Source organism: Streptococcus mitis (assembly GCF_965111735.1).
In the GTDB taxonomy this organism is placed as follows: domain Bacteria; phylum Bacillota; class Bacilli; order Lactobacillales; family Streptococcaceae; genus Streptococcus; species Streptococcus mitis_DR.
The window spans coordinates 1,945,733-1,969,673 of record NZ_OZ217346.1; the positions used below are offsets into that span (position 1 = coordinate 1,945,733).

General features: G+C 40.7%; 12 protein-coding genes and 2 pseudogenes. 5 read left to right on the forward strand and 9 right to left on the reverse strand.

Annotation, left to right across the window (positions count from 1 at the left end):
* Positions 1-43: 43 nt before the first annotated feature.
* Positions 44-6,349 (reverse strand): SpGH101 family endo-alpha-N-acetylgalactosaminidase, encoded by a 6,306-nt coding sequence (locus tag ACLV7W_RS09425; protein ID WP_411865852.1) that lies wholly within the window; start codon positions 6,347-6,349, stop codon positions 44-46.
* A gap of 424 nt (positions 6,350-6,773) precedes the next feature.
* Positions 6,774-8,384: a glycoside hydrolase family 13 protein gene (locus ACLV7W_RS09430; protein ID WP_411865853.1), complete on the reverse strand. Its 1,611-nt coding sequence runs from the start codon at positions 8,382-8,384 to the stop codon at positions 6,774-6,776.
* A 152-nt stretch (positions 8,385-8,536) separates the two neighbouring features.
* Between ACLV7W_RS09430 and ACLV7W_RS09435 the strand changes: the two genes are divergently transcribed.
* Both ACLV7W_RS09435 and ACLV7W_RS09440 read left to right on the forward strand, forming a co-directional pair.
* Complete coding sequence (locus tag ACLV7W_RS09435; protein WP_411865854.1) at positions 8,537-10,021, forward strand: DUF1846 domain-containing protein; 1,485 nt, start codon at positions 8,537-8,539, stop codon at positions 10,019-10,021.
* Positions 10,022-10,115: 94 nt separating this feature from the next.
* Positions 10,116-10,598 carry an S-ribosylhomocysteine lyase gene (locus ACLV7W_RS09440; protein ID WP_000032547.1) on the forward strand — a complete coding sequence of 161 codons (483 nt, stop codon included), beginning with the start codon at positions 10,116-10,118 and terminating at the stop codon, positions 10,596-10,598.
* A 64-nt stretch (positions 10,599-10,662) separates the two neighbouring features.
* On the opposite strand, the gene ACLV7W_RS09445 is transcribed toward ACLV7W_RS09440, so the two are convergent.
* The 4 genes and pseudogenes from ACLV7W_RS09445 to pflB form a co-directional block, all read right to left on the reverse strand.
* The gene (locus ACLV7W_RS09445; protein WP_153209841.1) at positions 10,663-12,768 is read right to left on the reverse strand and encodes an ATP-dependent Clp protease ATP-binding subunit; all 2,106 of its coding nucleotides are present in this window, start codon (positions 12,766-12,768) and stop codon (positions 10,663-10,665) included.
* Between the two features lie 420 nt (positions 12,769-13,188).
* A pseudogene (locus ACLV7W_RS09450) lies at positions 13,189-13,995 on the reverse strand (reverse transcriptase domain-containing protein); the annotation flags it as partial.
* Positions 13,996-14,043: 48 nt separating this feature from the next.
* Positions 14,044-14,274: pseudogene (locus tag ACLV7W_RS09455) on the reverse strand (transposase family protein); the annotation flags it as partial.
* Positions 14,275-14,451: 177 nt separating this feature from the next.
* On the reverse strand, positions 14,452-16,776 hold the full coding sequence (gene pflB / locus ACLV7W_RS09460; RefSeq protein ID WP_000260631.1) for a formate C-acetyltransferase: 2,325 nt from the start codon (positions 16,774-16,776) through the stop codon (positions 14,452-14,454).
* Between the two features lie 237 nt (positions 16,777-17,013).
* Between pflB and dinB the strand changes: the two genes are divergently transcribed.
* Entirely contained in the window at positions 17,014-18,075 is a 1,062-nt protein-coding gene (dinB, locus tag ACLV7W_RS09465; protein ID WP_411865855.1) for a DNA polymerase IV, read from the forward strand.
* Between the two features lie 34 nt (positions 18,076-18,109).
* Here the strand turns inward: dinB and ACLV7W_RS09470 are convergent, their stop codons facing one another.
* Together ACLV7W_RS09470 and ACLV7W_RS09475 are read right to left on the reverse strand one after the other, a co-directional pair.
* A complete protein-coding gene (locus ACLV7W_RS09470; protein WP_411865856.1) occupies positions 18,110-18,955 on the reverse strand; it encodes an undecaprenyl-diphosphate phosphatase in 846 nt (281 codons plus the stop codon).
* 60 nt (positions 18,956-19,015) lie between these two features.
* Complete coding sequence (locus ACLV7W_RS09475) at positions 19,016-20,905, reverse strand: DUF2207 family protein (protein WP_411865857.1); 1,890 nt, start codon at positions 20,903-20,905, stop codon at positions 19,016-19,018.
* Positions 20,906-21,043: 138 nt separating this feature from the next.
* Here ACLV7W_RS09475 and ACLV7W_RS09480 point away from each other — a divergent pair, with 138 nt between their 5' ends.
* On the forward strand, positions 21,044-22,609 hold the full coding sequence (locus ACLV7W_RS09480) for an ABC transporter substrate-binding protein/permease (RefSeq protein ID WP_411865858.1): 1,566 nt from the start codon (positions 21,044-21,046) through the stop codon (positions 22,607-22,609).
* Positions 22,609-23,373: an amino acid ABC transporter ATP-binding protein gene (locus ACLV7W_RS09485; RefSeq protein WP_000189476.1), complete on the forward strand. Its 765-nt coding sequence runs from the start codon at positions 22,609-22,611 to the stop codon at positions 23,371-23,373. Before ACLV7W_RS09480 ends, ACLV7W_RS09485 begins: the two co-directional genes overlap by 1 nt.
* A 172-nt stretch (positions 23,374-23,545) precedes the next feature.
* On the opposite strand, the gene ACLV7W_RS09490 is transcribed toward ACLV7W_RS09485, so the two are convergent.
* Positions 23,546-23,761: a hypothetical protein gene (locus ACLV7W_RS09490; RefSeq protein WP_001130036.1), complete on the reverse strand. Its 216-nt coding sequence runs from the start codon at positions 23,759-23,761 to the stop codon at positions 23,546-23,548.
* Between the last annotated feature and the right edge of the window lie 180 nt (positions 23,762-23,941).

Below are 23,941 nucleotides of genomic sequence, written 5' to 3' on the forward strand. Positions count from 1 at the left end.
TGTCTGAATTCTAGTTCCGGTAAACTCTAAAATCCAGTCTTCTTTAATTTTCTTTACGTTTTGTTGCAAGTACAGCAGCTGATAAGGCAAGACCGACGCTAGCTAGGAAGATAGCTGTATCAGATTGGCTTTCTCCTGTTTCTGGCAATCTCTTCTGATCTTCTGTTGGAACTGAAGTTTTAGATTCTGCAAGTTTTCCTTGGCCCAATTGACTAATCTGATACTCAGGTTTTTCAATAGTTGGTGCTGCTTGATCACCTGCTGTAGCCAATAGTCCTGTGTAGGCTGGCTTTTCGTTTACCAAAGCTTCTACCGCATTGACGCCACCATTAAATTCTGGCTGAGTTGCTAGTATTGGTGCTTCTTCTTCACCTGCTGTTCCAAGTGGACCTTTATACTCAGGCACTTCAAGAATTGGTGCTGCCTCTTCACCTTTACTACTTGTAGGAGCATCAGGTTTAGTAGTCTGATCTTGTAGTTGGTTGAGATATTCTGCAAAGTAGGCAACCATTCTTTCAGTCAAGAGATGGTTATCCGTAGCATATTTCATGCTAGCTACTACACTTGCTACCTCCTCTTGATGCTCTTTGCTGGTCAATTTTTGAGCTTTTGATAAAGCTGTTTCATAACCTGACAAATCAAGAGCTGTTTCTGCAACCTGTGGACGACTAAAGATAAGTTCAGCAGCTGCTTGATATTTATCACCACCGTCTCCATAAGTCTTAGTACCTGTCAAAACAATTTTCTTAGCTTTGATTGTTTTACCAAAATTAATATCTTTTGATTTGTTATTATCTGCCCAATCAGTTGCATTGAAAGTATGTTCTTTACCAGACTCATCTGTCACAACCAATTTCACATCACGCAAGTTACCATTTGATCCTGATCCACGTGGCACATAACGGAAGCCTGTGATTTCTGTTGCTTCTTTCAATACCATGGTTGCAGGTTTGCCAACATCTCCACCATTCCAAGACGTATGCCATAGACTTGACAAGTTACCATCAAAGGCATTGGCCAAATCTTCTCCCGCTTGAGCTGGAGCATTCAAACTTTCAAAGTCTTCTGCTACCAAGGCTGTTTTCTTTTGTACCAAGGCATTCTTCAGAGCATCAATCTTAGCAATTTCAGCACGCGCTTCTTCTACACTAATGTCATCATCTGCTTGACTGAGGTTAAAGACAGCTTCCTTCAAGGCATCCATAGATTCCTTAGTATAGTTGGTCATGGCAACCGTTGGCAAATAGTTCTTCAGAGCATTTTCTGTCAACATCTTACCAGTTAGAGTGACTTCCTCAATTTGAAGTTTATCCATGATGAAGTCATTGTAACCACGGAAGTTCGCATTTCCACCAGAATCTCCACGAGTATTGCTTGCGTTACCAGTTGAGTAGATACCAACCCAAGTATCGCCTGTTTCTGCACCTGTTACGAGGAAGGTTACCTTCTTAGCTTTCTTAGAATCTGTCCAAGTATTTGGCAATTCATGCATTTCCAAATTGCTTGCTTGATTACCGCGACGACCTGACTGGAATTCTCCCTTACCGACTACAAAGGCATAGGTATTGTCAGAGCCCGCTTCGTATTCAAAGGTTACACGATAAGTCTTACCAGCTTCAAAACGGAAGTTTTGAGGAATTGTTTGGTAAACCAAGTTACGACGGCTAACTAGCCCATTTGTCTTCAATGACCAATTTCCTTCGATAACATCATCGACTTTCTTACCATTCCAATCACGTTGTGTATATGGATCATGTTTTTCAGATAAGTGAGTACGATTATCCTCAACTCCTTCGATACCACCAATTACAAATGGGAAAATACCTTGAGCGACATTTTCAAAGTCTTGTTTAAATGTTCCTTTAGCTGTATCATGATTATCTCCGTACATACTTGAATTGTTTTCAAAGGTACGAATTTCATCAAAGTAAGTTGCTTCATCACCAGCTTCACGACTCAAAGTAAGAGTGACATTTGATACATCTGAACCTGTTGTAAAGAAGGCATACATGTTTTGGAAGTAACTTGTATCGTCAACTGTAGCATTGTCACGACGAGTATTATGGGCATAGGCCTTAACATAGTTAAGAGCTAGTGACTTATTGGTATAGCTAGTCACTTCTTTTTCACCAGTATTCACTGTGATACTTGCCTTAGCATTACTACGGTTATCAACACCAACATAAACGGCATACTTAGTATTTGGTTTCAAGCCAGTCAGTTTCTGAGTAAGGCTGACTGTGCTCTTATTGCCTTGGATACGAAGCATTTCATTTGCGCCTTGTGATTTGACAATTTCTGCCTTAGAAGCATCGCCAGAAATAGTCCAGTGTTTCAAAGTTCCACTGTTAAATCCTTGGTCATAGATATGCATACCTTCACTCCATGACATTTCAGGATTAGTTTGTTTTGAACGGTAGAGAACATATGGTTGATTTGCTAGAAGGTCTAGGGTAATCTTGCCATCTTTTACAGTTAATTCTTGCTCTTCTGTCTTACCTTGGTCAGTTAGCTTGTAAAGGTAAACCTTGCTATTTGCCCAATCACTCGGAAGTGTCCAAGTTGTTGCACCAGCTTGCGTATTGAAGTAGTACATCTTTTCCTTATCAGTAGGAAGTTTCTTACCATTTGCATCCCAGTTCCAAGGAGTCAAGTAAGCTGAACCATCTTGGATGACACGTCCGTTAAGTGTTACTGTACGTTCACGATATTGTGGGCTATTAATATCATTTGACTTACGAGTCACAACTACCTTATTGTTGTCAGCATCTACCAATTCCACTCGCATTTCTGGAGTCCATTTATAAGTGCTACCGTTATCAGACATGGTGACTGGTGTACCATTTTCCCATTTACTTACAGTAAAGTGTTGGAAGTACTTGGTCATGACATCATGAGCAAATAAGTTGGTTACATAGCCATTGTAGTCACTTCTTCCTTGCCAACCTTCAAAATCTTTCATGCTGTAACCACCTAGAAGTGGATAGTTGGCTGCACCACCGTAACTTCTGTAATCCCCAACCCAAGAATCTTTTTGGTGGTTGCGGATAAAGCGTGTGATGGCACTGTTGATACCTTTATTAGTGTAGCCACCATAGGTCAAATCAGCTGCCCAGTGTTGGAAGGTAGAGTCGTATTCACCACCATGGCCCCACTCAATCGCAAAGCGCCAGCCTTGTTTGTTAATTTCTTTAGCAAGAACGTGGGTAGCCCATGCTCCATTATCACCTGATTGGCCATTGCCCCAAACGTCCACATAGATAAAGTCAAGGCCTTCACCAAGTTTATTTTTCAATTCTTCCCAGCGAGCTAAGCGTCCATGCGCCAAATCATAAGCAGCATCAATGTTGATACCTTGGTCTAGCCAGTTCCAACCATAGCTGTAGCTCCCATCTGGATTCTTACGAAGAATATTTTCGTTAAAGTATTTAGACTCAGGATAAGTTTCAGAAGCGTTAACGTGAATACCTAGATGAGCTCCATATTTCTTCGCTTTCTCAATCAAAGCCTTGAAGTCTTCGACACCACCAATACGTTTACCAATATCAGCATAGTTCAAGTGTCCAGAGTCATGACCTTCACTACCATAACCTTTAAGGAGAACACCTTGTCCGAGACCATCTGTATGGAGATTAATCTTCTTGATACCATCCAAGGTCATAAGGAATGGGTTTTGTGCTTGTGAACCAAAGTTCATCGCGATACGGTAAGCAGTGATATCCTTGACTTTTTCCCAACCTTGAGGGTTGTTCATAATGCTACGATAAGCAATGGCACCATCTTGCCAGTCCACTTTCTTATCCGCATTGGCATCTTCTGTGATCACAACCTTGGCACTTGGAAGTTCTTTCGTGTATTCTGGGAAAACAATGCCCTTATAAGCTTTTTCCCATTGCCATTCAGAACTATGAATTCCGACATAGTTGGCATTTCCAACTGTTTCTTTATAAGCTGTCAAACGAGTCCAGTCATTAGAACCACCACCGTAGCTGTTTTGAGAATTACTCCAAACACCTGCAGCAAGCTTATCTGTAGAAACGAATCCATACATGTAACCCTTAGCCAGGTCCTTCATTGGATTAGTTACTTCAATATGATCATCCCCGCTGACATGGGTATTGTTTGACATGGTTGCCCCATCAAACTTAGCACCAGCTTGGTCACTTGAAACAGAGACTAAAGCATTGCCAAGGAAACTAATCGTAGAAAGCAATTTTCTTTCGTCATCAATCTTTTGACCTGGAGTGACTTGATTGTGGTTGACAATCTTGGTCACATCAAAGTGCAATTGATTATCCACAACTTGCAGACGAACTGTCATATCCGCATTGATAAGATTAGCTTCATCACGGAGTTTCATTTCATATTCAGCAGTTGTTTCATTAATTTTCTTATAAGTAACCTCAGGAGTGATTTTGTGGTTATTGATAAATATTTGATTGAACTGTTGAACCTGTCCAGGTAAAGTATGGCCATTCAGTGTGTATTCCTTAACACGTGGAAAGGCTTGGTCAATCACCGCTTTTAGTACTTTAGACTGGATGGTATCGTAAGTCACTTTACTGTCATCTACTACCGCTCCAGTTTCTTTTTCAGCGGTAGCTTCAGTAGCTTGAACTCCATCCTGATTGTCAGTCTTAATATTTACAACTGTCTTTTCAGTACCATATGTACCAGCTTTAAGTAGGATTTTCTTTTCATTTTTAAGATTTTCATTAACAGCCGCTGGCAAAGTAACTGTATCAAAAAGTTTTACATCATTATTTGTTGCATTCAACTGACCATCTGATTTTAGGCTAATAGTCAGATGATTCACCGATCCATTTACTGGAGCTGCAACACGACCACCCTGATACCATGTGCTATTACCTGGTGTCTTGTATTCCCAGAACCAACCTTCTTTGTCGTATCCAACAAAGACATTATTGTTTGTATCTTTAAATTTCAAGAAAACACCAAAACGTGATTTGCCTGTTTCAGATTCTTCTTTGAAAGTGAAATCTACATTCGCATTACCATTTGCATCCACAGTCAATCCTTGTTTTTCAAACAAGGCTGGTTTGCCGGCATTGTCATTTTGATCTGTTGAAGACAACTTATTGTATCTAACACCATTTTCTTCACGAATTGCAACAGTTCCTTGCTGTTCTTTTCTTGCTACAGTTTGCCATTCAGGAGTGACTTCCTTTGGTGTCTCTGGCTTAGCTGTCGCTGGTTTTTCTTCTTTCGGCTTATCTTCTTTTGGCTTTTCTTCAACTGATTTTTCAGTTTCCTCTAAATTCGCAGGTTTTGAACTAGAGATTCCCTTAATATGATCTTGGATCCATTTTAATTGAGCTGGGGAGAAAAGGATTCCTCCACTACGGACTCCAACCACACCATTTTGATGAACACCAATCAATTTACCATCCGTGTCAAAGATACCGCCACCGCTAGCACCTGGTTGTCCACCTTGATAACCAACTCCTTGGACTCCTTCACCATAAGATTCAGCAAAATCTACAGCACGGTTAATAACTGGTGACAACTTACCAGCAGGATAGCCAAACATATTGACTTTATCCCCAACTTTCTTAACAACTGGCTTTTCAGTAACTTCTACAGGAGCATTTTCAAGAACTGTACGCAATCTTACAAGAGCCAAATCGTTCTTATAACCCTTTAGATAGCCGTCCCGATCCCAGTGAATCACATCTTTTTTACTAAATTTTACATCATCTAAACCAGGGTAGGATATACTAAAAATATCGCCATCCCCTTTATCATTATCCACAACCTTACGAATATTTCCATCTTGTTGATCCTTGATAAAGTTGTGAGAAACAGTCAAAACAAGATCCTTGCCAATGACAATACCACTACCTTCTCCTGATGGAGTCTTAATCTTAACAGTAGCGCCATAGTTCAATTCTCCATTTTTTGTTTTGGCAACATCGTCAGGAACTAGACTGCCAGTATCTTGTGCTAATTGGTCTTTATTTATCTCTTTACCATTATCAGTAGCTTTTTCAACTTTGCCTTCCAATTCTTTCGGCAACTTGTCAGTAGTTCCTTTGTTTTCCTTTTCAAGAGATAATAAGTCTTCTTCAGTTTTTGGTCCATCTGTTGTTTCAGCAGAACCTGGATTTGCTGCTGCAGCTTCCTTATCGAACTCTCGTCCATTATCGCTCGCTTTTTTATCCAAATCAGCCAACTCACTTGGCAAATTATCTGTTGAACCAACTGTTGGTGTGTTAGCCATTACTGGAGCAGTAGCAAAAAAACTAGCTCCAATCATAACTGAAGCAGCACCTAGTGCAAATTTACGAATACTGTATGTACAGCGTTTTTCAAAAAATCGTTTATCCATTAACCCCTAATTCCTTTCATCAACTTTCGTAAGCGTTTACATTTCTTACTCGAAAAATACTCCTTTCTATCTGAAAAGTGCAATGCTTAACGTTTATAAAAAAATGATTACACTTTTAATATAACAAATATTGACAGATAAAGCAATAGAAAAGCGATGAAAATTGCTAATTTTTTCTTTAAGTGACTTCCACTTGTACTAGAGGTGGAAGTTAGTTTGGGAAGTTAGTAATTTCTTCTTTATTCTGATAAAATCATGCTCTGAGATATAGGGGGAAATTGTCACAAAATAAAAAGAGTCTGGAACAATAGTCCCTTATCTCCAAAAAAAGAACCTGAGACAAAATAGTTCTCAGCCACAAAAAAGCTAGAGATTTCCACTTGCGGAACTCTAGCTTTTTAATTTTGAGTTGTTCTCTAACTTTTTAGTCAGTCATTTCCACACAGAAAGCATCCCATGGAGCTAAGATTTGTTTTTCAAAGACTTCTTGAGCTGCGGTATTTTCAATCAAGACCGACTTGACGTCTCCTTCTACTGTTAAGTCTTGTTCTTCATTGGACAAGTTAGCCACAACTAGGAAACGACGGTCCCCATCTTTACGGATATAGGCAAAAACCTTATCAGTCGTATCAAGCAATTCAAAGTCAGCTCGAATCAGCCAGCTGTTCTCCTTACGGATTTGAACCAGTTTCTGATAGGTATAGAAAATAGAATATGGATTTGCCAGCGCTTTCTGAACGTTGATTACTTCATAGTTTGGATTGACTGCCAACCAAGGCTGACCTGTCGAGAAACCAGCGTTTTTGCTCTCGTCCCATTGCATAGGGGTACGGGCATTGTCACGTCCAATGACACGGATACTGTCCATGATTTCTTCCAGCGGAACACCTTTTTCAAGAGCTTCACGCGCATAGTTAAGGGATTCAATATCTTCTACTTGGTCCAGCGTTTCAAACGGATAGTTGGTCATGCCAATCTCCTCACCTTGGTAAATATAAGGAGTCCCTCTCATGAGATGAAGCAAGATGGCAAAGGCTTTGGCAGATTTTTCGCGGTATTCTTGGTCATTTCCCCAGATTGAGACGATACGAGGAAGGTCATGATTGTTCCAGAAGAGCGAATTCCAGCCATCCTCAACTCCTAACTCTGTCTGCCATTTGTTGAAAATCTCTTTTAACTTAGCTATATTCAGCTCTTTTTGATAGTGCCATTTAGGCTGGCCTTCCTGATGCTGAAGACCGATATGTTCAAACTGGAAGACCATAGACAATTCTTGCCCCTTTGGATTAGAGTAGAGCTTGGCAATATCTGGCGTTGCTCCCCAAGTCTCCCCTACTGTCAAGAGATCTTTGTCGCCAAAGGTCGCCTGATTCATCTCCTTGAGATAAGGGTGGAGCATAGGACCATTATTGACTACTTTCTCGTCAGGAATTTTGCCAATCATGTCAATAACATCCATACGGAAACCGCCAATCCCTTTATCAATCCAGAAGTTCATCATCTCATAAATTTTCTGGCGAAGTTTTTCATTTTCCCAGTTGAGATCCGGCTGTTTCTTACTGAAAAAGTGGAGATAGTATTGACCTGACTTTTCATCATATTCCCAAGCAGACCCACTAAAGATAGAATCTAGATCGTTAGGCTCATTCCGCCAGATATAGTAGTCTCGCTCAGGGCTGTCAGGATTTTCACAGGCCTCGACAAACCAAGCGTGTTCATCTGAGGTATGATTGACCACCAAGTCCATGATGATACGAATATCACGCTTCTTAGCTTCCGCGATTAGTTGATCCATGTCCTCCATGGTCCCAAAAATAGCCGCAATCGCTTGATAATCAGCAATATCATATCCATTATCATCCATAGGACTGTCATAAACAGGAGAAAGCCAAATCGCTGTAATTCCTAACTTGGCTAGATAGTCTAACTTACTGGTAATTCCTGGCAAATCGCCAATTCCATCTCCGTTGCTATCCATAAAGCTCTTAGGATAGACTTGATAGACTACGGCATTGTGCCACCATTTTTCTTGCATCTTCTTACCTCATTATTTTCATAATCTATAGTCTATGATAGCGCTTTTCAGAGTTTTATGCAAGCGTTTGCCTAATCTTTTTGATTCCTTTTTTAACTCCATAGTTTCCTAACTTCCAATTTTTTATTATAATAGAGGTCAGAGGTAAAAAAATGAAAAAACAAGCTTTTAGTTCTGAACAATATTTGAATCTACAGCGCGACCACATTTTGGAGCGCATTAACCAATTTGACGGCAAGCTCTACTTGGAGTTTGGTGGCAAAATGTTAGAAGATTTCCACGCTGCTCGTGTTCTTCCTGGTTATGAGCCTGACAATAAAATCAAACTCTTGCAAGAATTGAAAGAGCAGGTTGAGGTTGTGATTGCCATTAATGCTAGCAACATCGAACATTCCAAGGCACGTGGTGACTTGGGCATTTCTTATGACCAAGAAGTTCTTCGTCTGATTGACAAATTCAATGAATTGGGAATTTTTGTTGGCTCCGTTGTCATCACACAGTACGCTGGTCAACCAGCTGCAGATGCCTTCCGCAACCAACTTGAGAAAAACGGAATTGATTCTTATCTTCACTATCCAATCAAAGGATATCCGACGGATATGGATCACATCATCTCTCCAGAAGGCATGGGAAAAAACGACTACATCAAAACCAGTCGCAACTTGATTGTCGTAACTGCTCCTGGTCCTGGTTCTGGAAAATTGGCAACTTGTATGTCAAACATGTACCACGACCAAATCAATGGTATCAAGTCTGGTTACGCTAAATTTGAAACCTTCCCAGTTTGGAATCTTCCCCTTCATCACCCTATTAACTTGGCCTACGAGGCTGCCACAGCTGACCTTGACGATGTCAACATGATTGACCCCTTCCATCTCCAAACCTATGGAGAAACCACTGTCAACTACAACCGTGATATCGAAATTTTCCCAGTGCTCAAGCGCATGTTGGAACGTATCCTCGGTGAATCTCCATACGCTTCACCGACAGACATGGGGGTCAACATGGTTGGTTTCGCTATTACAGATGACGGGGCTGCTGTCGAAGCTTCTAAACAAGAAATCATCCGTCGCTACTATCAAACTGTTCTTGATTTTAAAGCTGAAAAAGTTGGCGAAGCTGCTGTCAAGAAAATTGAGTTGCTTATGAACGACCTCGGCATCACACCTGCAGACCGTAAGGTTGCTGTCGTCGCCCGTCAAAAAGCAGAAGAAACTGGCGGACCAGCCCTAGCCCTTGAATTGCCAAGTGGTGAAATCGTGACTGGTAAGAACTCAGAGCTCTTTGGCCCTACAGCCGCTGCCTTGATCAACGCCATCAAGAAATCAGCTAACATCGCTAAGGAAGTAAAACTAATCGAGCCTGAACTTGTCAAGCCAATCCAAGGTCTCAAAATCGATCATCTAGGTAGCCGTAATCCACGCCTGCATTCAAATGAAATCCTGATTGCTCTTGCTATCACAGCCACAGAAAATCCTGATGCTGCTCGCGCTATGGAAGAGCTTGGCAACCTCAAAGGAAGCGAAGCTCACTCAACCATCATCTTGACAGATGAAGACAAGAATGTCCTTCGCAAATTGGGTATCAATGTAACCTTTGACCCTTACTACCAATACGACCGCTTGTATCGTAAATAAAGATTGCAGCCTCTCCACTCTCGGGGAGGTTTTCTCTCTGTCTCAGGAGCCAGCTTTGTGTTATAATGAAAGAAGAAAACTGAAAGGATTTACCATGTCAAAAGAAGTTATTGTTGAAAGTTTTGAACTTGACCACACCATTGTTAAAGCACCCTATGTTCGCTTGATTGGGGAAGAAACAGGACCAAAGGGAGACATTATCTCCAATTATGATATTCGCTTGGTACAACCAAACGAAGACTCTATCCCTACCGCTGGCCTTCACACTATCGAGCACCTCTTAGCCAAACTCATCCGTACCCGAATTGACGGTATGATTGACTGTTCACCATTTGGTTGCCGCACAGGCTTCCACATGATTATGTGGGGACGTCACACTAGTGCTGAAATCGCAGCTGTTATCAAGGATTCGCTCAAGGAAATCGCTGAAACTACTACTTGGGAAGACGTCCCTGGTACAACCATCGAATCTTGCGGAAACTATAAGGACCACAGCCTCTTTTCTGCTAAAGAATGGGCAAAACTCATCCTAGAACAAGGGATTTCAGATGATGCCTTTGAACGCCATGTCATCTAAACACAAAAAAAGGAACCAGTTTTTTTTCAGCTGGTTCCTTCTTTTTTATGCTCAAAATTCTGTCTTAAGCTTTCTCACGAATAACCAAACCACCATCTTCCATATCTGCTTCTAGGTGTTTGGCATCTAGGTGATCCAAATGGAAGTCTGTCACCTTATCACGAATTTCTTGTTCAACCACGCGACGGAGCGGACGAACACCCATGACTTCGTCATAACCTTCTTCTGTGATATAGTCTTTAGCCGCTTGACTGACTACCAAATCAATATCTTTCTTAGCCAAGGTTTGGTTGACTTCAGCCAACATCAAGTCTACAATCTTAGAAAGGTCTTCCTTAGTCAAGTGTGAGAACTCAATAACTGCGTTAAAGCGGTTAAGGAATTCTGGACGGAAGAATGGTTTCAAACGATCCATCAATTCTGGTTTATCTGCATCTTCTGTCAAGTTAGCTTCATAGCCAAATCCAGCATTTGATGTCGCAATAATGACAGTGTTCTTGAAGTTCACTGTATTTCCTTGACCATCTGTCAAACGACCATCATCCAAGACTTGGAGGAGAAGAGTGATCACTTGAGGGTCAGCCTTTTCAATTTCGTCCAAGAGAATGATAGAGTATGGATTGCGACGAACACGTTCTGTCAAGGTATTGCTATTGTCATCGTAACCTACATAACCTGCTGTTGTACCAATTAGCTTAGATACGGCTGTGCGGTCACTATATTCAGACATATCCAAACGGATAATCGCTTCCTTAGTTCCAAACATATCGAGAGCCAATTGCTTAGCAAGTTCTGTCTTACCAACCCCAGTTGGTCCTACAAAGAGGAAGCTACCGATTGGGCGATTGCCTTCATCAAAACCTGCACGGTTACGACGGATGGCACGAGCTACAGCTTCAACTGCCTTGTCTTGGCCAATCACCTTGTCTTGCAGACGATGAGCCATATCTTTCAAACGTTCGATGTCTGATGCTCCCATTTGTGACACTGGGATTCCCGTCATTCGTTCCACAGATTCAGCCACATCGTTGACACTTGCAGTCACCTTCATATCTTCTGTGTGGTTTTCGATTTTCTTTTCTAATTCTGCAATGCGTGTTTTATAGTTTAGAGCTGCTTCAAAATCTTCTGCCTCAACTGCTTTTTCTTGCTTGTCTTTTTCTGCCTCAATTTCACGTTCAACAGCATGAACATCAGTTACAGGATGTTGAGCTGCCAAGTGAGCTGCTGTAACATCGACAAGGTCGATAGCCTTATCTGGCAAGCTACGTTGAGGAATATACTGAACAGAATAATCCACTGCTGCTTTCAAGACTTCATCTGGCAAAATGACATTGTGGTGTTGTTGATAGAGATCACGAATTCCTTGAAGAATTTTATATGTATCCTCTGCTGAAGGGGCATTGACCTTGACTTCGTTGAAACGACGAGCAAGAGCAGCATTCTTCAAGATGGTGTTACGGTATTCGTCTTGAGTTGTTGCCCCAATCACTGTCAACTCACCACGAGAGAGAGCTGGCTTGAGAATATCCGCAAGCCCTTTAGAACCACTATCTCCACCAGTGCTACCGGCACCGAGAATTTGATGAATTTCATCAAAGAAGAGGATAATATTGCCTGCTTCTTTTACTTCATTGACCAAGTTTTGAACGTTTTCTTCAAAGCTACCACGGTATTGAGTACCAGCCTCAAGACCTGAGATATCAATAGAAATAATTTCCTTGTTCTTGATGGCAGCTGGAACATCTCCATTCACAATAGCTTGCGCTAGACCTTCGACAACAGCTGTCTTACCAACACCTGCATCTCCGACCAAAACAGGATTGTTCTTAGTACGGCGTGAAAGGATTTCAGATGTTTCTTGAATTTCCTTATTTCGTCCGATAACAGGATCCAGCTTGCCCTCACGTGCTTCTGATGTCAAGTTACGACCGAGTTTAGCAAGGACACCATCTTGTTTCATACCTAAAGCCTGTTGTTGCATTTGCGCATCAGATTCTGCATTTCCTGGCAATTGACCAGTTGCACGATAGTGAGCAAATTCCTCAGGTGTGACTTCACGTCCATTGATCAAGTAACGGCGATTTTCAGAACTATATCCTCGCATACCACCCATCAATTGATTAAATAAATCATCCATGTTGTTAAAATTATTAAAGTTGTTATTCATATTCTTTACCTCTTGTTGTTATTTATTATTACTGATATTGACTATCTTTGACCTTTGTTTTAAAAAATTTAGACTAGCTAGATTGCTACTCTACGTACTATTTCTGGTTTTTCTTTTTCAAGCAGGAGTAGACTATCTTTACTTCTGAAGATTTCTAGATTAAACATAGACACACCTCTTTCTACTTTACTTTAAATAAGTGTTCTAGTAAGGCTTTCATTTACCTTACGTTCATAATATACTACATTAGTCAAAAAAGGTCAAGGATTTTGACTTTAATTGACCAATATTTTTTTAAAAGCAAAAACACCCTGAAACATCAGGGTGCCATTCTTACATCAAATATAAAATTGCTAGGGTCAGGAGACTTGCTAGAAGCCCCTCTCACACCACCGTACGTGCCGTTCGGCATACGGCGGTTCAACTAACTTTTAACGCATGTCGTTCAAGGTAATAATCCAAACACGAAACCAGTCCACGTTTTTCAAGGACTGGTTTTGATATCGCACGTTTAAGTACCGACTTCTGAGCTACTAATTGATAATGGTCGCCCCAGCCAGATACCTTATCTGCTATCCATTTAGGAACCCCTAACTTAAGCAATCCCCATAATCGTCTAGATTTCTTCTTCCATTGCTTCCAGATAATCACTCGTAGGCGAGTAGGCAAGCGCTCATCTATGCTAGTGACTATACTTTTCATATTTCCCAATGAGAAATAGTTTATCCATCCTCGAATAGACAAATTCAGTTGCTCAATACGTCTTGTTAGGTCTATACTCCATTTCCTCTGTGATTTAAGCTTAAATCTCCGAACACTATCTTGATGTGGACGACTTTTCCAACCGTCTGATGATTTCCAGAACCCAAAACCTAGATATTTCAACTCTCTTGGTCTGGTAATCTTAGTCTTGGTCATGTTTACTTTCAAACCTAGCCGTTTCTCAATAAAACGACTGACTGAATACATCACACGCTTAGCGGCAGCCTCGCTTCCGACCGTAATCACACAATCATCTGCGTAGCGCACAAATCGAAGTCCCCTCTTTTCTAATTCCTTGTCCAATTCATTAAGCATGATATTGGATAAGAGAGGAGATAAATTTCCTCCCTGTGGTGTCCCAACTAGCGTTTTATGACGCTGACCGTTAATGATAACACCTGAATGAAGATACTTACGAATCAAGGATTCCGTATCTCCGTCTTCGATAATGTTATGTACTAAGGATGAACTGCACCCCAAAAGTTAGACAGAAAAAATCTAACTTTTGGGGTGTTTTTTAAGGAGAATTCTAGTAGGCATACCAGTTGTTTCGAGGTAAGGGATCTTAGACGGTTTTTGAAAGTCATATTTCTTCATTTGACTTCCACAATCAGGACAAGATGGGGCATCGTAGTTCAGTTTGGCGATGATTTCCCTGAGTGTATCCCTATTGATGATATCTATAATTTGAATATTAGGGTCTTTAATGTCTAGTAATTTTGTGATAAAATGTAATTGTTCCATATGATTCTTTCTAATGATAGTTTGGTCGCTTTTCATTATAGATGATATGGGACTTTTTTTCTACAACAAAATAGGCTCCATAATATCCATAGGGGATTTACCCACTACAAATATTATAGAGCCAAAAAAGAAGAACTAGCTTTTAACTAGTCCTTCTTTGTATTATTTTATATAATCTTAGCTCAACGCATCCAAGGCATCATCCATTGAAAGAACTTCGTGGAAGACACGTTGTGTCAATTCAGTTTTTTGTTCTGGAGTGAGGTATTTAGTGTTTACACAGTATCCAGAGATACGTACGATAACGTCTTCGCCTGACATGATTTTTTCGTAAACATCGTTCAAGTCCATAACGTTCAAGTTAACGTGTTGTCCACCGTTTTCGAAGTAACCATCAAGGATTGTTACCAAGTTATCAACTTGTTCGTCACGAGTCTTACCAAGAGCGCGAGGTGATACTTGTGTAGTCAATGAGATACCATCAGCTGCATAACTAAAGTCAAGGCTAGAAAGTGAGTTCAAGTTTTGCAACCATCCACCTTTAGCTTTATTAGATGGGTTAGCACCTGGTGAGAAGAATTCAAGTTTAGACAAGTTCACAGAACCATCTTCGTTGAGGTATACACCTTTGTGGACTGGTGAGTTACCAGTTTGTTTAGAGTAAGCAACGTTAGATGTGATTGTCAAAAGTGATACTGTAGCTTCAGCGTCTTTGTAAAGTTTGTGGCTACGTAGACGAGTTGTGTAAGCTTCGATCAACCATTCTGCCAATTCGTTTGAACGTGGGTCATCTTCACCCCAACGTGGGTATTCACCGATTGTTTCGTAATCATAGATGTAGCCATTTTCATCACGGATTGGTTTAACTGTAGCGTATTTGATAGCTGACAATGTATCAACAGTGTTGGCAAATCCACAGATACCGAATCCCATGTTGGCACGTTGTTTAGTTGGCAAGAATGCCATTTGAACAGCTTCGTAGTTGTACTTATCAGTCATGTAGTGAATGATGTTCAAAGCATCTACGTAAGTATCAGTCAACCAGTCAAGAGATTTTTCAAAGTTAGCTTTAACTGATTCGAATTCAAGAACTTCGTCACGGATTGGTTCGATGTCAAATACTTTGTAGTCTTTGTGAACATCGTCGTAACCACCGTTCAAACCAGTAAGAAGGGCTTTCAATACGTTTACACGTGCACCGAAGTACTGGATGTTGTGGCGTTGTTCTTCATTTTCTGGGTCAAGTGGAGACACACAGCATGAGATACAGCTCATTTCACCATATCCGTCTTTAGCCATTGTTGTTACACCTTCGTATTGGATAGAAGAGTGTTTGTGGCTCATGTGCATACAGTAGCGACGGAAGTTGTATGGCAATTTATCAGTCCAAAGAACTGTCAAGTTTGGTTCTGGAGAGTTACCGATGTTGTCAAGAGTGTTCAAGAAACGGTAGTCCATCTTAGTAACACGGTGACGACCGTCGTTACCCATACCAGCCATAGAAGTTGTGATGAAGGTTGGGTCACCTGAGTACAATTGGTCGTAAGCTTTTGTACGAGCAAATTTAACTGTACGAAGTTTCATAACGAAATCATCAACGAATTCTTGGATTTCTGATTCAGTAAATGTACCACGAGCAAGGTCACGTTCTGCAAAGATATCCAATACGATTGGCACACGACCTAGAGATGTAGCAGCACCGTTGATAACACGGCAGACAGACATGAAGGCGATGTTAACCCATTGGATAGCTTCTTTAACGTTCATCGCTGGTTTGCGAACATCAACTCCGTAAAGGTCACCCAAGCGAACAACTTGTTGCAACGCTTGGTATTGAAGGTTGATTTCTTCACGAAGACGGATTGTTTCTTCATCGATTTCTTCAATTGCGTTCCAGTCGTTTACTTTTTCTTGCATCAAGTAGTCTGCACCGTAAAGAGCAAGACGTGCGTAAACACCGATGATACGTCCGCGTGAGTATGCATCTGGAAGACCAGTTACAGTGTGTGCGTGACGAGCGCGACGAATATTTGAAGTGTAGGCACGGAAAATACCGTCGTTAACTGTTGTTACGTATTTAGTGAAGATTTCGTGAACAGCTGGGTCTGGTTCGTATCCATTTTCCTTCAAAGTAGTTTCAGCCATACGGATACCACCTTTTGGCATGAAGTTCAATTTGAAGAGTTCGTCATTTTGGATACCAAAGATAACTTCGTTTTCTTTATCGATAAATCCTGCTGGGATATCAGCGATAGATGTTGGACGAGTGTCCATTGGGAAACGAGTTTCTTCGTAGTGTGCTTTAGTTTCTTCTACAATTTTTTTGATGTGAAGTGAACGTTCTGTTGGTCCTGCAAGGAAGCTTTCGTCTCCATCGTAAGGTGTGTAGTTAGCTTGTACGAAGCGTGATACACTTGCTTTTTCTTTCCAATCTACGCCTTTGAAGCCTTCCCAAGCTTTATCAAAAATATCTTGTGCTTCAACAACTGTCTTAACAACCATGTTAATGTCCTCTTTTTTCTTTCTAGTAACAGTCATCTGTTACATTCATGAGACAAGTATACCATACAGTAACCGATTTCAACAAGCGAAAAATCCCTATTTTTACACTTTCTTTTCTAAAACAGTCTATATTTTTCTTCAAACTGTATTATATTTTTGAAAAAATAAAGTCCTTTTTTCTTTTTTTCAGAAAAAAGGGTATAATAAAAGAAAATAAGCAGTAAAAAGGTGCTAGGCATGTTGATTTTTCCCTTATTAAATGATTTGTCAAGAAAAATCATCCATATTGACATGGATGCCTTTTTTGCTGCGGTGGAAATCAGAGATAATCCTAAACTCAGAGGAAAACCTGTCATTATCGGCAGTGACCCTCGGCAAACAGGTGGGCGTGGTGTCGTTTCAACTTGTAGCTATGAAGCGCGAGCTTTTGGTGTCCATTCAGCCATGAGCTCTAAGGAAGCCTATGAGCGTTGTCCCCAGGCAATCTTCATCTCAGGGAATTATGAGAAATACAAATCTGTGGGGCTCCAGATTCGAGCTATTTTTAAGCGCTATACAGATTTGATTGAACCTATGAGTATTGACGAAGCCTATTTGGATGTGACAGAAAATAAACTCGGTATCAAGTCAGCGGTCAAAATTGCTCGCCTCATTCAAGAGGATATCTGGCAAGAACTCCATCTAACTGCTTCTGCTGGCGTTTCTTATAACAAATTCTTGGCTAAAATGGCTAGCGATTATCAAAAACCTCATGGTCTGACAGTGATTCTACCTGACCAAGCTGAGGATTTTCTCAAACAAATGGACGTGGCCAAGTTTCATGGAGTAGGAAAAAAGACAGTAGAACGTCTTCATCAAATGGGCGTTTTTACTGGCGCTGATTTGCTTGAAGTTCCTGAAGTGACCCTAATAGACCGTTTTGGCAGACTGGGCTATGACCTGTATCGAAAGGCTCGAGGTATCCACAATTCCCCAGTCAAATCCAATCGTATCCGTAAATCAATTGGCAAGGAGAAAACCTATGGAAAGATTCTCCGTGCTGAGGAAGACATCAAAAAAGAGCTAGCTCTTCTATCAGAAAGAGTCGCTCTCAATCTCAATCAACAAGAAAAAGCTGGAAAAATTGTCATTTTGAAAATCCGCTACGATAACTTTTCAACTCTTACTAAACGAAAAAGTCTTTCTCAAAAAACACAGGATGCTAGTCAGATAAGTCAAATAGCCCTGCAACTCTATGAAGAATTAAGCGAGAAAGAAAGAGGTGTCCGCCTGCTGGGGATTACCATGACTGGATTTTAAAACCTTGAAGAGTCTGAACCCTTCAAGGTTTTTCTTATACAAATAAACGGACAAAACTGTAAAGTAGCAAAACACTACCAAGCACGATGCGGTATTTACCGAAAAGGGTAAAGTCGTGTTTTTTCACATAGCTGGTCAAGAAACGAATAGCGATCATGCTGACCGCAAAGGCGACTCCCATCGCAACCAAGAGCAAAAACAATTGCCCAAAGCTCAAGAGTTCTCCTGCTTTTATAAATTTGAAAATCTTTAAGGCACTAGCTCCAAACATAACAGGAATCCCAAGATAGAAGGTAAATTCTGTCACAACTGAACGACTGGTTCCATTTAACAAACCACCGACAATCGTTGCGCCTGAACGACTGGTCCCTGGTAAAAGGGCAAGAACTTGGAAAAGACCGATATAGAAAGCTGTCGTATAAGGAAGCTTGTCCAACTCTGTCACACTTGGCTCTATAGCACGCGCTTTATTGCGCTTTTCCAAATAGATAAAGGCAATCCCATAGATAATCAACATGAGAGCAACTGAAACCATATTATGGAAGTGAGTATCAAACCAATCATCAAATTTAAAGACGGCAAGTAAAGGCAAAGTGGCAACCAAGACCTTCAACCACAGTCTCCAAGTCTTACGAACTTCCTGCTTGTCTTTACCCGGTTTAAAGGGATTGAGCTTATTAAAGTAAATCACCATAACCGCCAAAATCGCACCAAGCTGAATCACGACATTAAACATGGACATAAAGACTTCATTTTGATTTTGGTATTGGATAAATTCCTCTGCTAAAATCAAGTGACCTGTACTTGAAATCGGCAGCCATTCCGTAATTCCTTCAACAATCCCGAAGAAGATAGATTTTAAAATTTCAATAAGATACATAGATTACTCCTTTTTCTATCTTCCATTATAGCATATTTTTTCAGCCAGTGATAGCTCTCTTTAAAAGGCGCCGATACTGCCTCCGCCTCCGCCTCCAGAGAAGCCTCCGCCAGAACTTCCACTTCCAGAAGATACGGAGTAGGTACTTGCTGTATTTGCGACACTGGCATAATGGCTCATTTGCGCGCTTGAATGATAAAACATACTATTCCAACCATAAGCTACATATAGATTGATATCTGGATTTTCCACTTTAATCTGATGAACCTTCATCAAATGGCTGACCTTGTCCGCATAGCCAAATAAGGTCGCATAGACCAAGAGGCGATTCCAGACCACAATACTTTCCAATTCAGCCTGATCCAATCTTGCAATCTCACGCAACATATTTTCAAAACTGGTCCAGAGATAGTATACTTCTGCTCCTGCTTCATTTAGGACACCATCACGATTATCTAATCGAAGCTTCCAATAATAGAAAACAGCCAACACCAAACCTAAAAAACCAAGTATTGGCAAGGGGATGTAAAGATATCCATAAACATCCAAACTGTACAAGAACAAACCAAATCCGATAAATAGGGGCAAGATAGTCAAGACCCCCATACCCACTTGCAAGGCCTTTTCCCCACCAGTTAAAGGACGATAATAATCTGGGAGCCCCCAGAAGGAAACTCGATTTCTCACTCCTTCTTGCATCTGTTTCAATACTTCTTCAAAAGAAGATTTGAGCTGACGCCCCTTTGCTTGAATCCGTTTTTCATCAGCAGCTTTAGCTCTACGATAAAGACTATCAGATACCTTGTAATCCGCAAACAAATTGGAAAGAGTTTCTTCTTTTTTGCCTGAAAAAGCCAGATTTAGACAGTCTTTCTCAAAATTGGACAAACCATCTTCTTTTACTAGCCTCAATCCAACTGCATCTCCTTCTGAAATGATAGAGACATTCCCACGATCTATCACATCTAGCAAGGTAGCTTGAATAAGTTGGTCAAAGGTGAATTTTCCAGCTCCCTTGACCAAGGGACTCACTTCCTCCAAAGAGGTTGAGTAGACAGCTTCTGATAAAACCATAGGCTCTAATTCCATTGGTGGTTCATATATACGATGATTTTTGGCATATTTGACCGAAGGAGTGGTCTTTCTTATATAAATAAAATAGAAGCAGACACTCAATAACAAGGAAATAGAAAGTATCGAAGGGAAGACCCAAGTAACGAGTTGTTTACTCTGGTCCTTTTCTTTAACAATCGAGTCTTCTATCTTATTAAACTCGTCTAAACGATTGCCTTTCAATCCCTGATCCCTAGCGCTAGCAAAATCAGTTCGAGGCCAGTAGGCATGCAATTCAACTCCACGCTTAGCCGGAAGATTGTCTAAACGGATAGTATAATCAAGGTTACTCTTTTCAATCGTTCCCTCTCTAAAAAGTTTCCCTGTATGGAAAAAGAGTTTTTCAGCCCCCTTATCTCCCCTTACATGAAATTCAAACTTTCCAATAGTTCCTGAACTATCTGTCAGAGGTTGCCAATTTAATTCAGCGATGTCATCATATAGAAAAAGCAAATTTTTTAAATTCCACGTGAGGTCAACTTCAACTGTGTCGCCTTCTTGACCTGGATTATAAACTTTAACAGTATAACCATCTGCTCCTTCTATCACTTCGCTCGTAACATCTGTCAGTTCAGCACCGTTTTTCGCAGCCTGAACCTTTGGATGAGGATCAATGTCAAATCCGCTAGGCATCTTGCCAGCACGTCCAAGTCCCACAATTTGACCCTTAAAGTCCTCCTCAAACTGGTAAACTATCTTCTGTCTAAATTCTGCCGTATTGTCTGCATGAATATACAAATCTCCTTGATAAGAGTTTATCTTGAAATCAATGGCAAAAACAAAGTGTGGCAGAAGGCAAAACAAGCCTAACACCAGTAAGAAAAAAGTTTTTTTCATCAACTAAGCCCCCTTTTTATCTTTGCTATCATTATATCATTTTTTCATAAGTAAGGGCTTACCTATATTGAAAAATAGAGTTTTTTTCGATAAAATAGGAGACAGTTATTTTTTAATAGATTAGAAATAGGAGAAATCATGAGAAAAATATACTTATCTATTTTCACAAGTCTCTTGCTGATGCTGGGACTTGTCAATGTTGCCCAAGCCGATGAATATTTACGCATCGGGATGGAAGCAGCATATGCTCCCTTTAACTGGACCCAGGACGATGATAGCAATGGGGCTGTCAAAATCGATGGGACTAACCAGTATGCCAATGGATACGATGTTCAAATCGCCAAGAAAATCGCTAAGGACTTAGGTAAAGAACCTCTGGTCGTTAAAACAAAGTGGGAAGGTCTAGTCCCTGCCCTTACTTCTGGTAAGATTGACATGATTATCGCGGGTATGAGTCCAACTGCAGAACGCAAACAAGAAATTGCCTTTTCAAGCAGTTACTATACTAGCGAACCAGTTCTACTAGTCAAAAAAGATTCTGCCTACGCAAATGCCAAATCTTTGGATGACTTTAATGGTGCGAAAATCACTTCTCAACAAGGTGTCTACCTTTATGACTTGATTTCACAAATCCCAGGTGCTAAAAAAGAAACAGCCATGGGAGACTTCGCTCAAATGCGCCAAGCTCTTGAGGCTGGTGTCATAGATGCCTATGTTTCTGAACGCCCAGAAGCTCTGACTGCTGAAGCTGCGAACTCTAAGTTCAAGATGCTTCAAGTAGAACCAGGTTTCAAAACTGGGGAAGAAGATACAGCTATCGCCATCGGACTTCGTAAAGATGATAACCGTATTAGCCAAATCAATGCCAGCATTGAAACCATTTCAAAAGACGATCAAGTTGCCTTGATGGATCGTATGATCAAGGAACAACCTGCCGAAGCTACAACAACTGAAGAGACTAGCAGTAGTTTCTTTAGCCAAGTCACTAAAATTCTTTCTGAAAACTGGCAACAACTTTTGCGTGGTGCTGGTGTCACTCTTTTGATTTCTATCGTCGGAACCATCACAGGTCTCATTATTGGGCTTGCCATTGGTGTTTTCCGTACTGCTCCTCTATCTGAGAATAAAGCCATTTATGGTCTACAAAAACTAGTCGGCTGGATCCTCAACGTCTACATTGAAATTTTCCGTGGTACTCCAATGATCGTTCAATCGATGGTTATCTACTATGGAACTGCCCAAGCTTTCGGTATCAACCTTGACCGTACACTGGCTGCTATCTTCATCGTTTCAATCAACACCGGAGCCTACATGACTGAAATCGTCCGTGGTGGTATCCTAGCAGTTGACAAGGGACAATTTGAAGCCGCTACTGCTCTTGGTATGACTCATAGCCAAACCATGCGTAAGATTGTCCTACCTCAGGTTGTCCGTAACATCCTACCAGCAACTGGTAATGAATTTGTCATCAATATCAAAGATACATCTGTATTGAACGTTATCTCTGTTGTCGAACTTTATTTCTCAGGAAATACCGTGGCAACACAAACCTATCAATACTTCCAGACATTTACAATCATCGCCGTGATTTACTTTGTCCTCACCTTCACCGTAACACGTATCCTACGCTTCATCGAACGCCGCATGGACATGGATACCTATACTACAGGTGCTAACCAAATGCAAACGGAGGATTTGAAATAATGACACAAGCAATCCTTGAAATTAAACACCTCAAAAAATCCTATGGACAAAACGAAGTGCTAAAAGACATTTCACTCACTGTCCACAAGGGAGAGGTAATCTCTATCATCGGAAGCTCTGGAAGCGGAAAATCAACCTTCCTACGCTCCATTAACCTCCTTGAAACGCCAACTGATGGACAAATCCTTTATCATGGACAAAACGTCCTCGAAAAAGGCTATGACCTCACGCAATACCGTGAAAAGTTGGGGATGGTGTTCCAATCCTTTAACCTCTTTGAAAATCTCAACGTTCTTGAAAACACAATTGTCGCTCAGACAACTGTCCTTAAACGCGAACGTACAGAAGCTGAAAAGATTGCCAAAGAAAACCTGGAAAAGGTCGGCATGGGAGAACGCTACTGGCAAGCGAAACCAAAACAACTCTCAGGTGGTCAAAAACAACGTGTGGCCATCGCTCGTGCCCTCTCCATGAATCCGGACGCCATTCTCTTTGATGAACCAACATCAGCTCTCGATCCAGAAATGGTTGGAGAAGTCCTCAAAATCATGCAAGATCTGGCTCAGGAAGGCTTGACTATGATTGTCGTAACCCACGAAATGGAATTCGCCCGTGATGTCTCTCACCGTGTTATCTTCATGGATAAGGGTGTAATCGCTGAAGAAGGTAAACCAGAAGACCTCTTCACTAATCCTAAAGAAGACCGTACAAAAGAATTCCTTCAACGTTATCTCATACTCAATGAAAATCAAAGAGCAAACTAGGAAGCTAGCCGCAGGCTGTACTTGAGTACGGCAAGGTGAAGCTGACGTGGTTTGAATTTGATTTTCGAAGAGTATCAAATAAAAAGAAAAGGCTGCAGCAATTGTGCAGTCTTTTTGTTATCCTATAAATGAAAAGGCAGACCTTATTCAAGAATCCGCCATTATCCAAAGATTAATCTTCAAATTTTTCATGATTTTTTTCATAGAAATCAATTAAACCTAGAGCCGTTTCAAACGAAATATTTTTTACTTTTGCACGCCCCTGCGCTAGAGCAATGATAGACATTTCACGCGCATTCGTTTCTTTAGAGATACGGTAGCCTGTGATTTTCTTATCACGAACCCAGCCAACAACTGATTCTACTTTTTCAAAGTTTGACTTAGCCATGTCTTTCTCCTATTTTCTTATTTACGATATTTAATTGTATACGCTTTTATGCTTTTTGTCAATAAAAAACATATATTCAATAAAATAAACGCCCTTATTTTTACTTGCTATCTTATTAAAGCTTATAATATATAGGTTTTTCATTGTCGAAAACAATTTTTATAGTTCTTTAAAACAACT

Bases quoted from the DNA above. Each gene is read 5' to 3' on its own strand.
- dinB (WP_411865855.1), top strand. From the start codon at position 17,014: ATGTTGATTTTTCCCTTATTAAATGATTTGTCAAGAAAAATCATCCAT.
- ACLV7W_RS09435 (WP_411865854.1), top strand. From the start codon at position 8,537: ATGAAAAAACAAGCTTTTAGTTCTGAACAATATTTGAATCTACAGCGC.
- ACLV7W_RS09475 (WP_411865857.1), bottom strand. From the start codon at position 20,905: ATGAAAAAAACTTTTTTCTTACTGGTGTTAGGCTTGTTTTGCCTTCTG.
- ACLV7W_RS09470 (WP_411865856.1), bottom strand. From the start codon at position 18,955: ATGTATCTTATTGAAATTTTAAAATCTATCTTCTTCGGGATTGTTGAA.
- ACLV7W_RS09490 (WP_001130036.1), bottom strand. From the start codon at position 23,761: ATGGCTAAGTCAAACTTTGAAAAAGTAGAATCAGTTGTTGGCTGGGTT.
- ACLV7W_RS09430 (WP_411865853.1), bottom strand. From the start codon at position 8,384: ATGCAAGAAAAATGGTGGCACAATGCCGTAGTCTATCAAGTCTATCCT.
- ACLV7W_RS09480 (WP_411865858.1), top strand. From the start codon at position 21,044: ATGAGAAAAATATACTTATCTATTTTCACAAGTCTCTTGCTGATGCTG.
- ACLV7W_RS09425 (WP_411865852.1), bottom strand. From the start codon at position 6,349: ATGGATAAACGATTTTTTGAAAAACGCTGTACATACAGTATTCGTAAA.
- ACLV7W_RS09440 (WP_000032547.1), top strand. From the start codon at position 10,116: ATGTCAAAAGAAGTTATTGTTGAAAGTTTTGAACTTGACCACACCATT.
- pflB (WP_000260631.1), bottom strand. From the start codon at position 16,776: ATGGTTGTTAAGACAGTTGTTGAAGCACAAGATATTTTTGATAAAGCT.
- ACLV7W_RS09485 (WP_000189476.1), top strand. From the start codon at position 22,609: ATGACACAAGCAATCCTTGAAATTAAACACCTCAAAAAATCCTATGGA.
- ACLV7W_RS09445 (WP_153209841.1), bottom strand. From the start codon at position 12,768: ATGAATAACAACTTTAATAATTTTAACAACATGGATGATTTATTTAAT.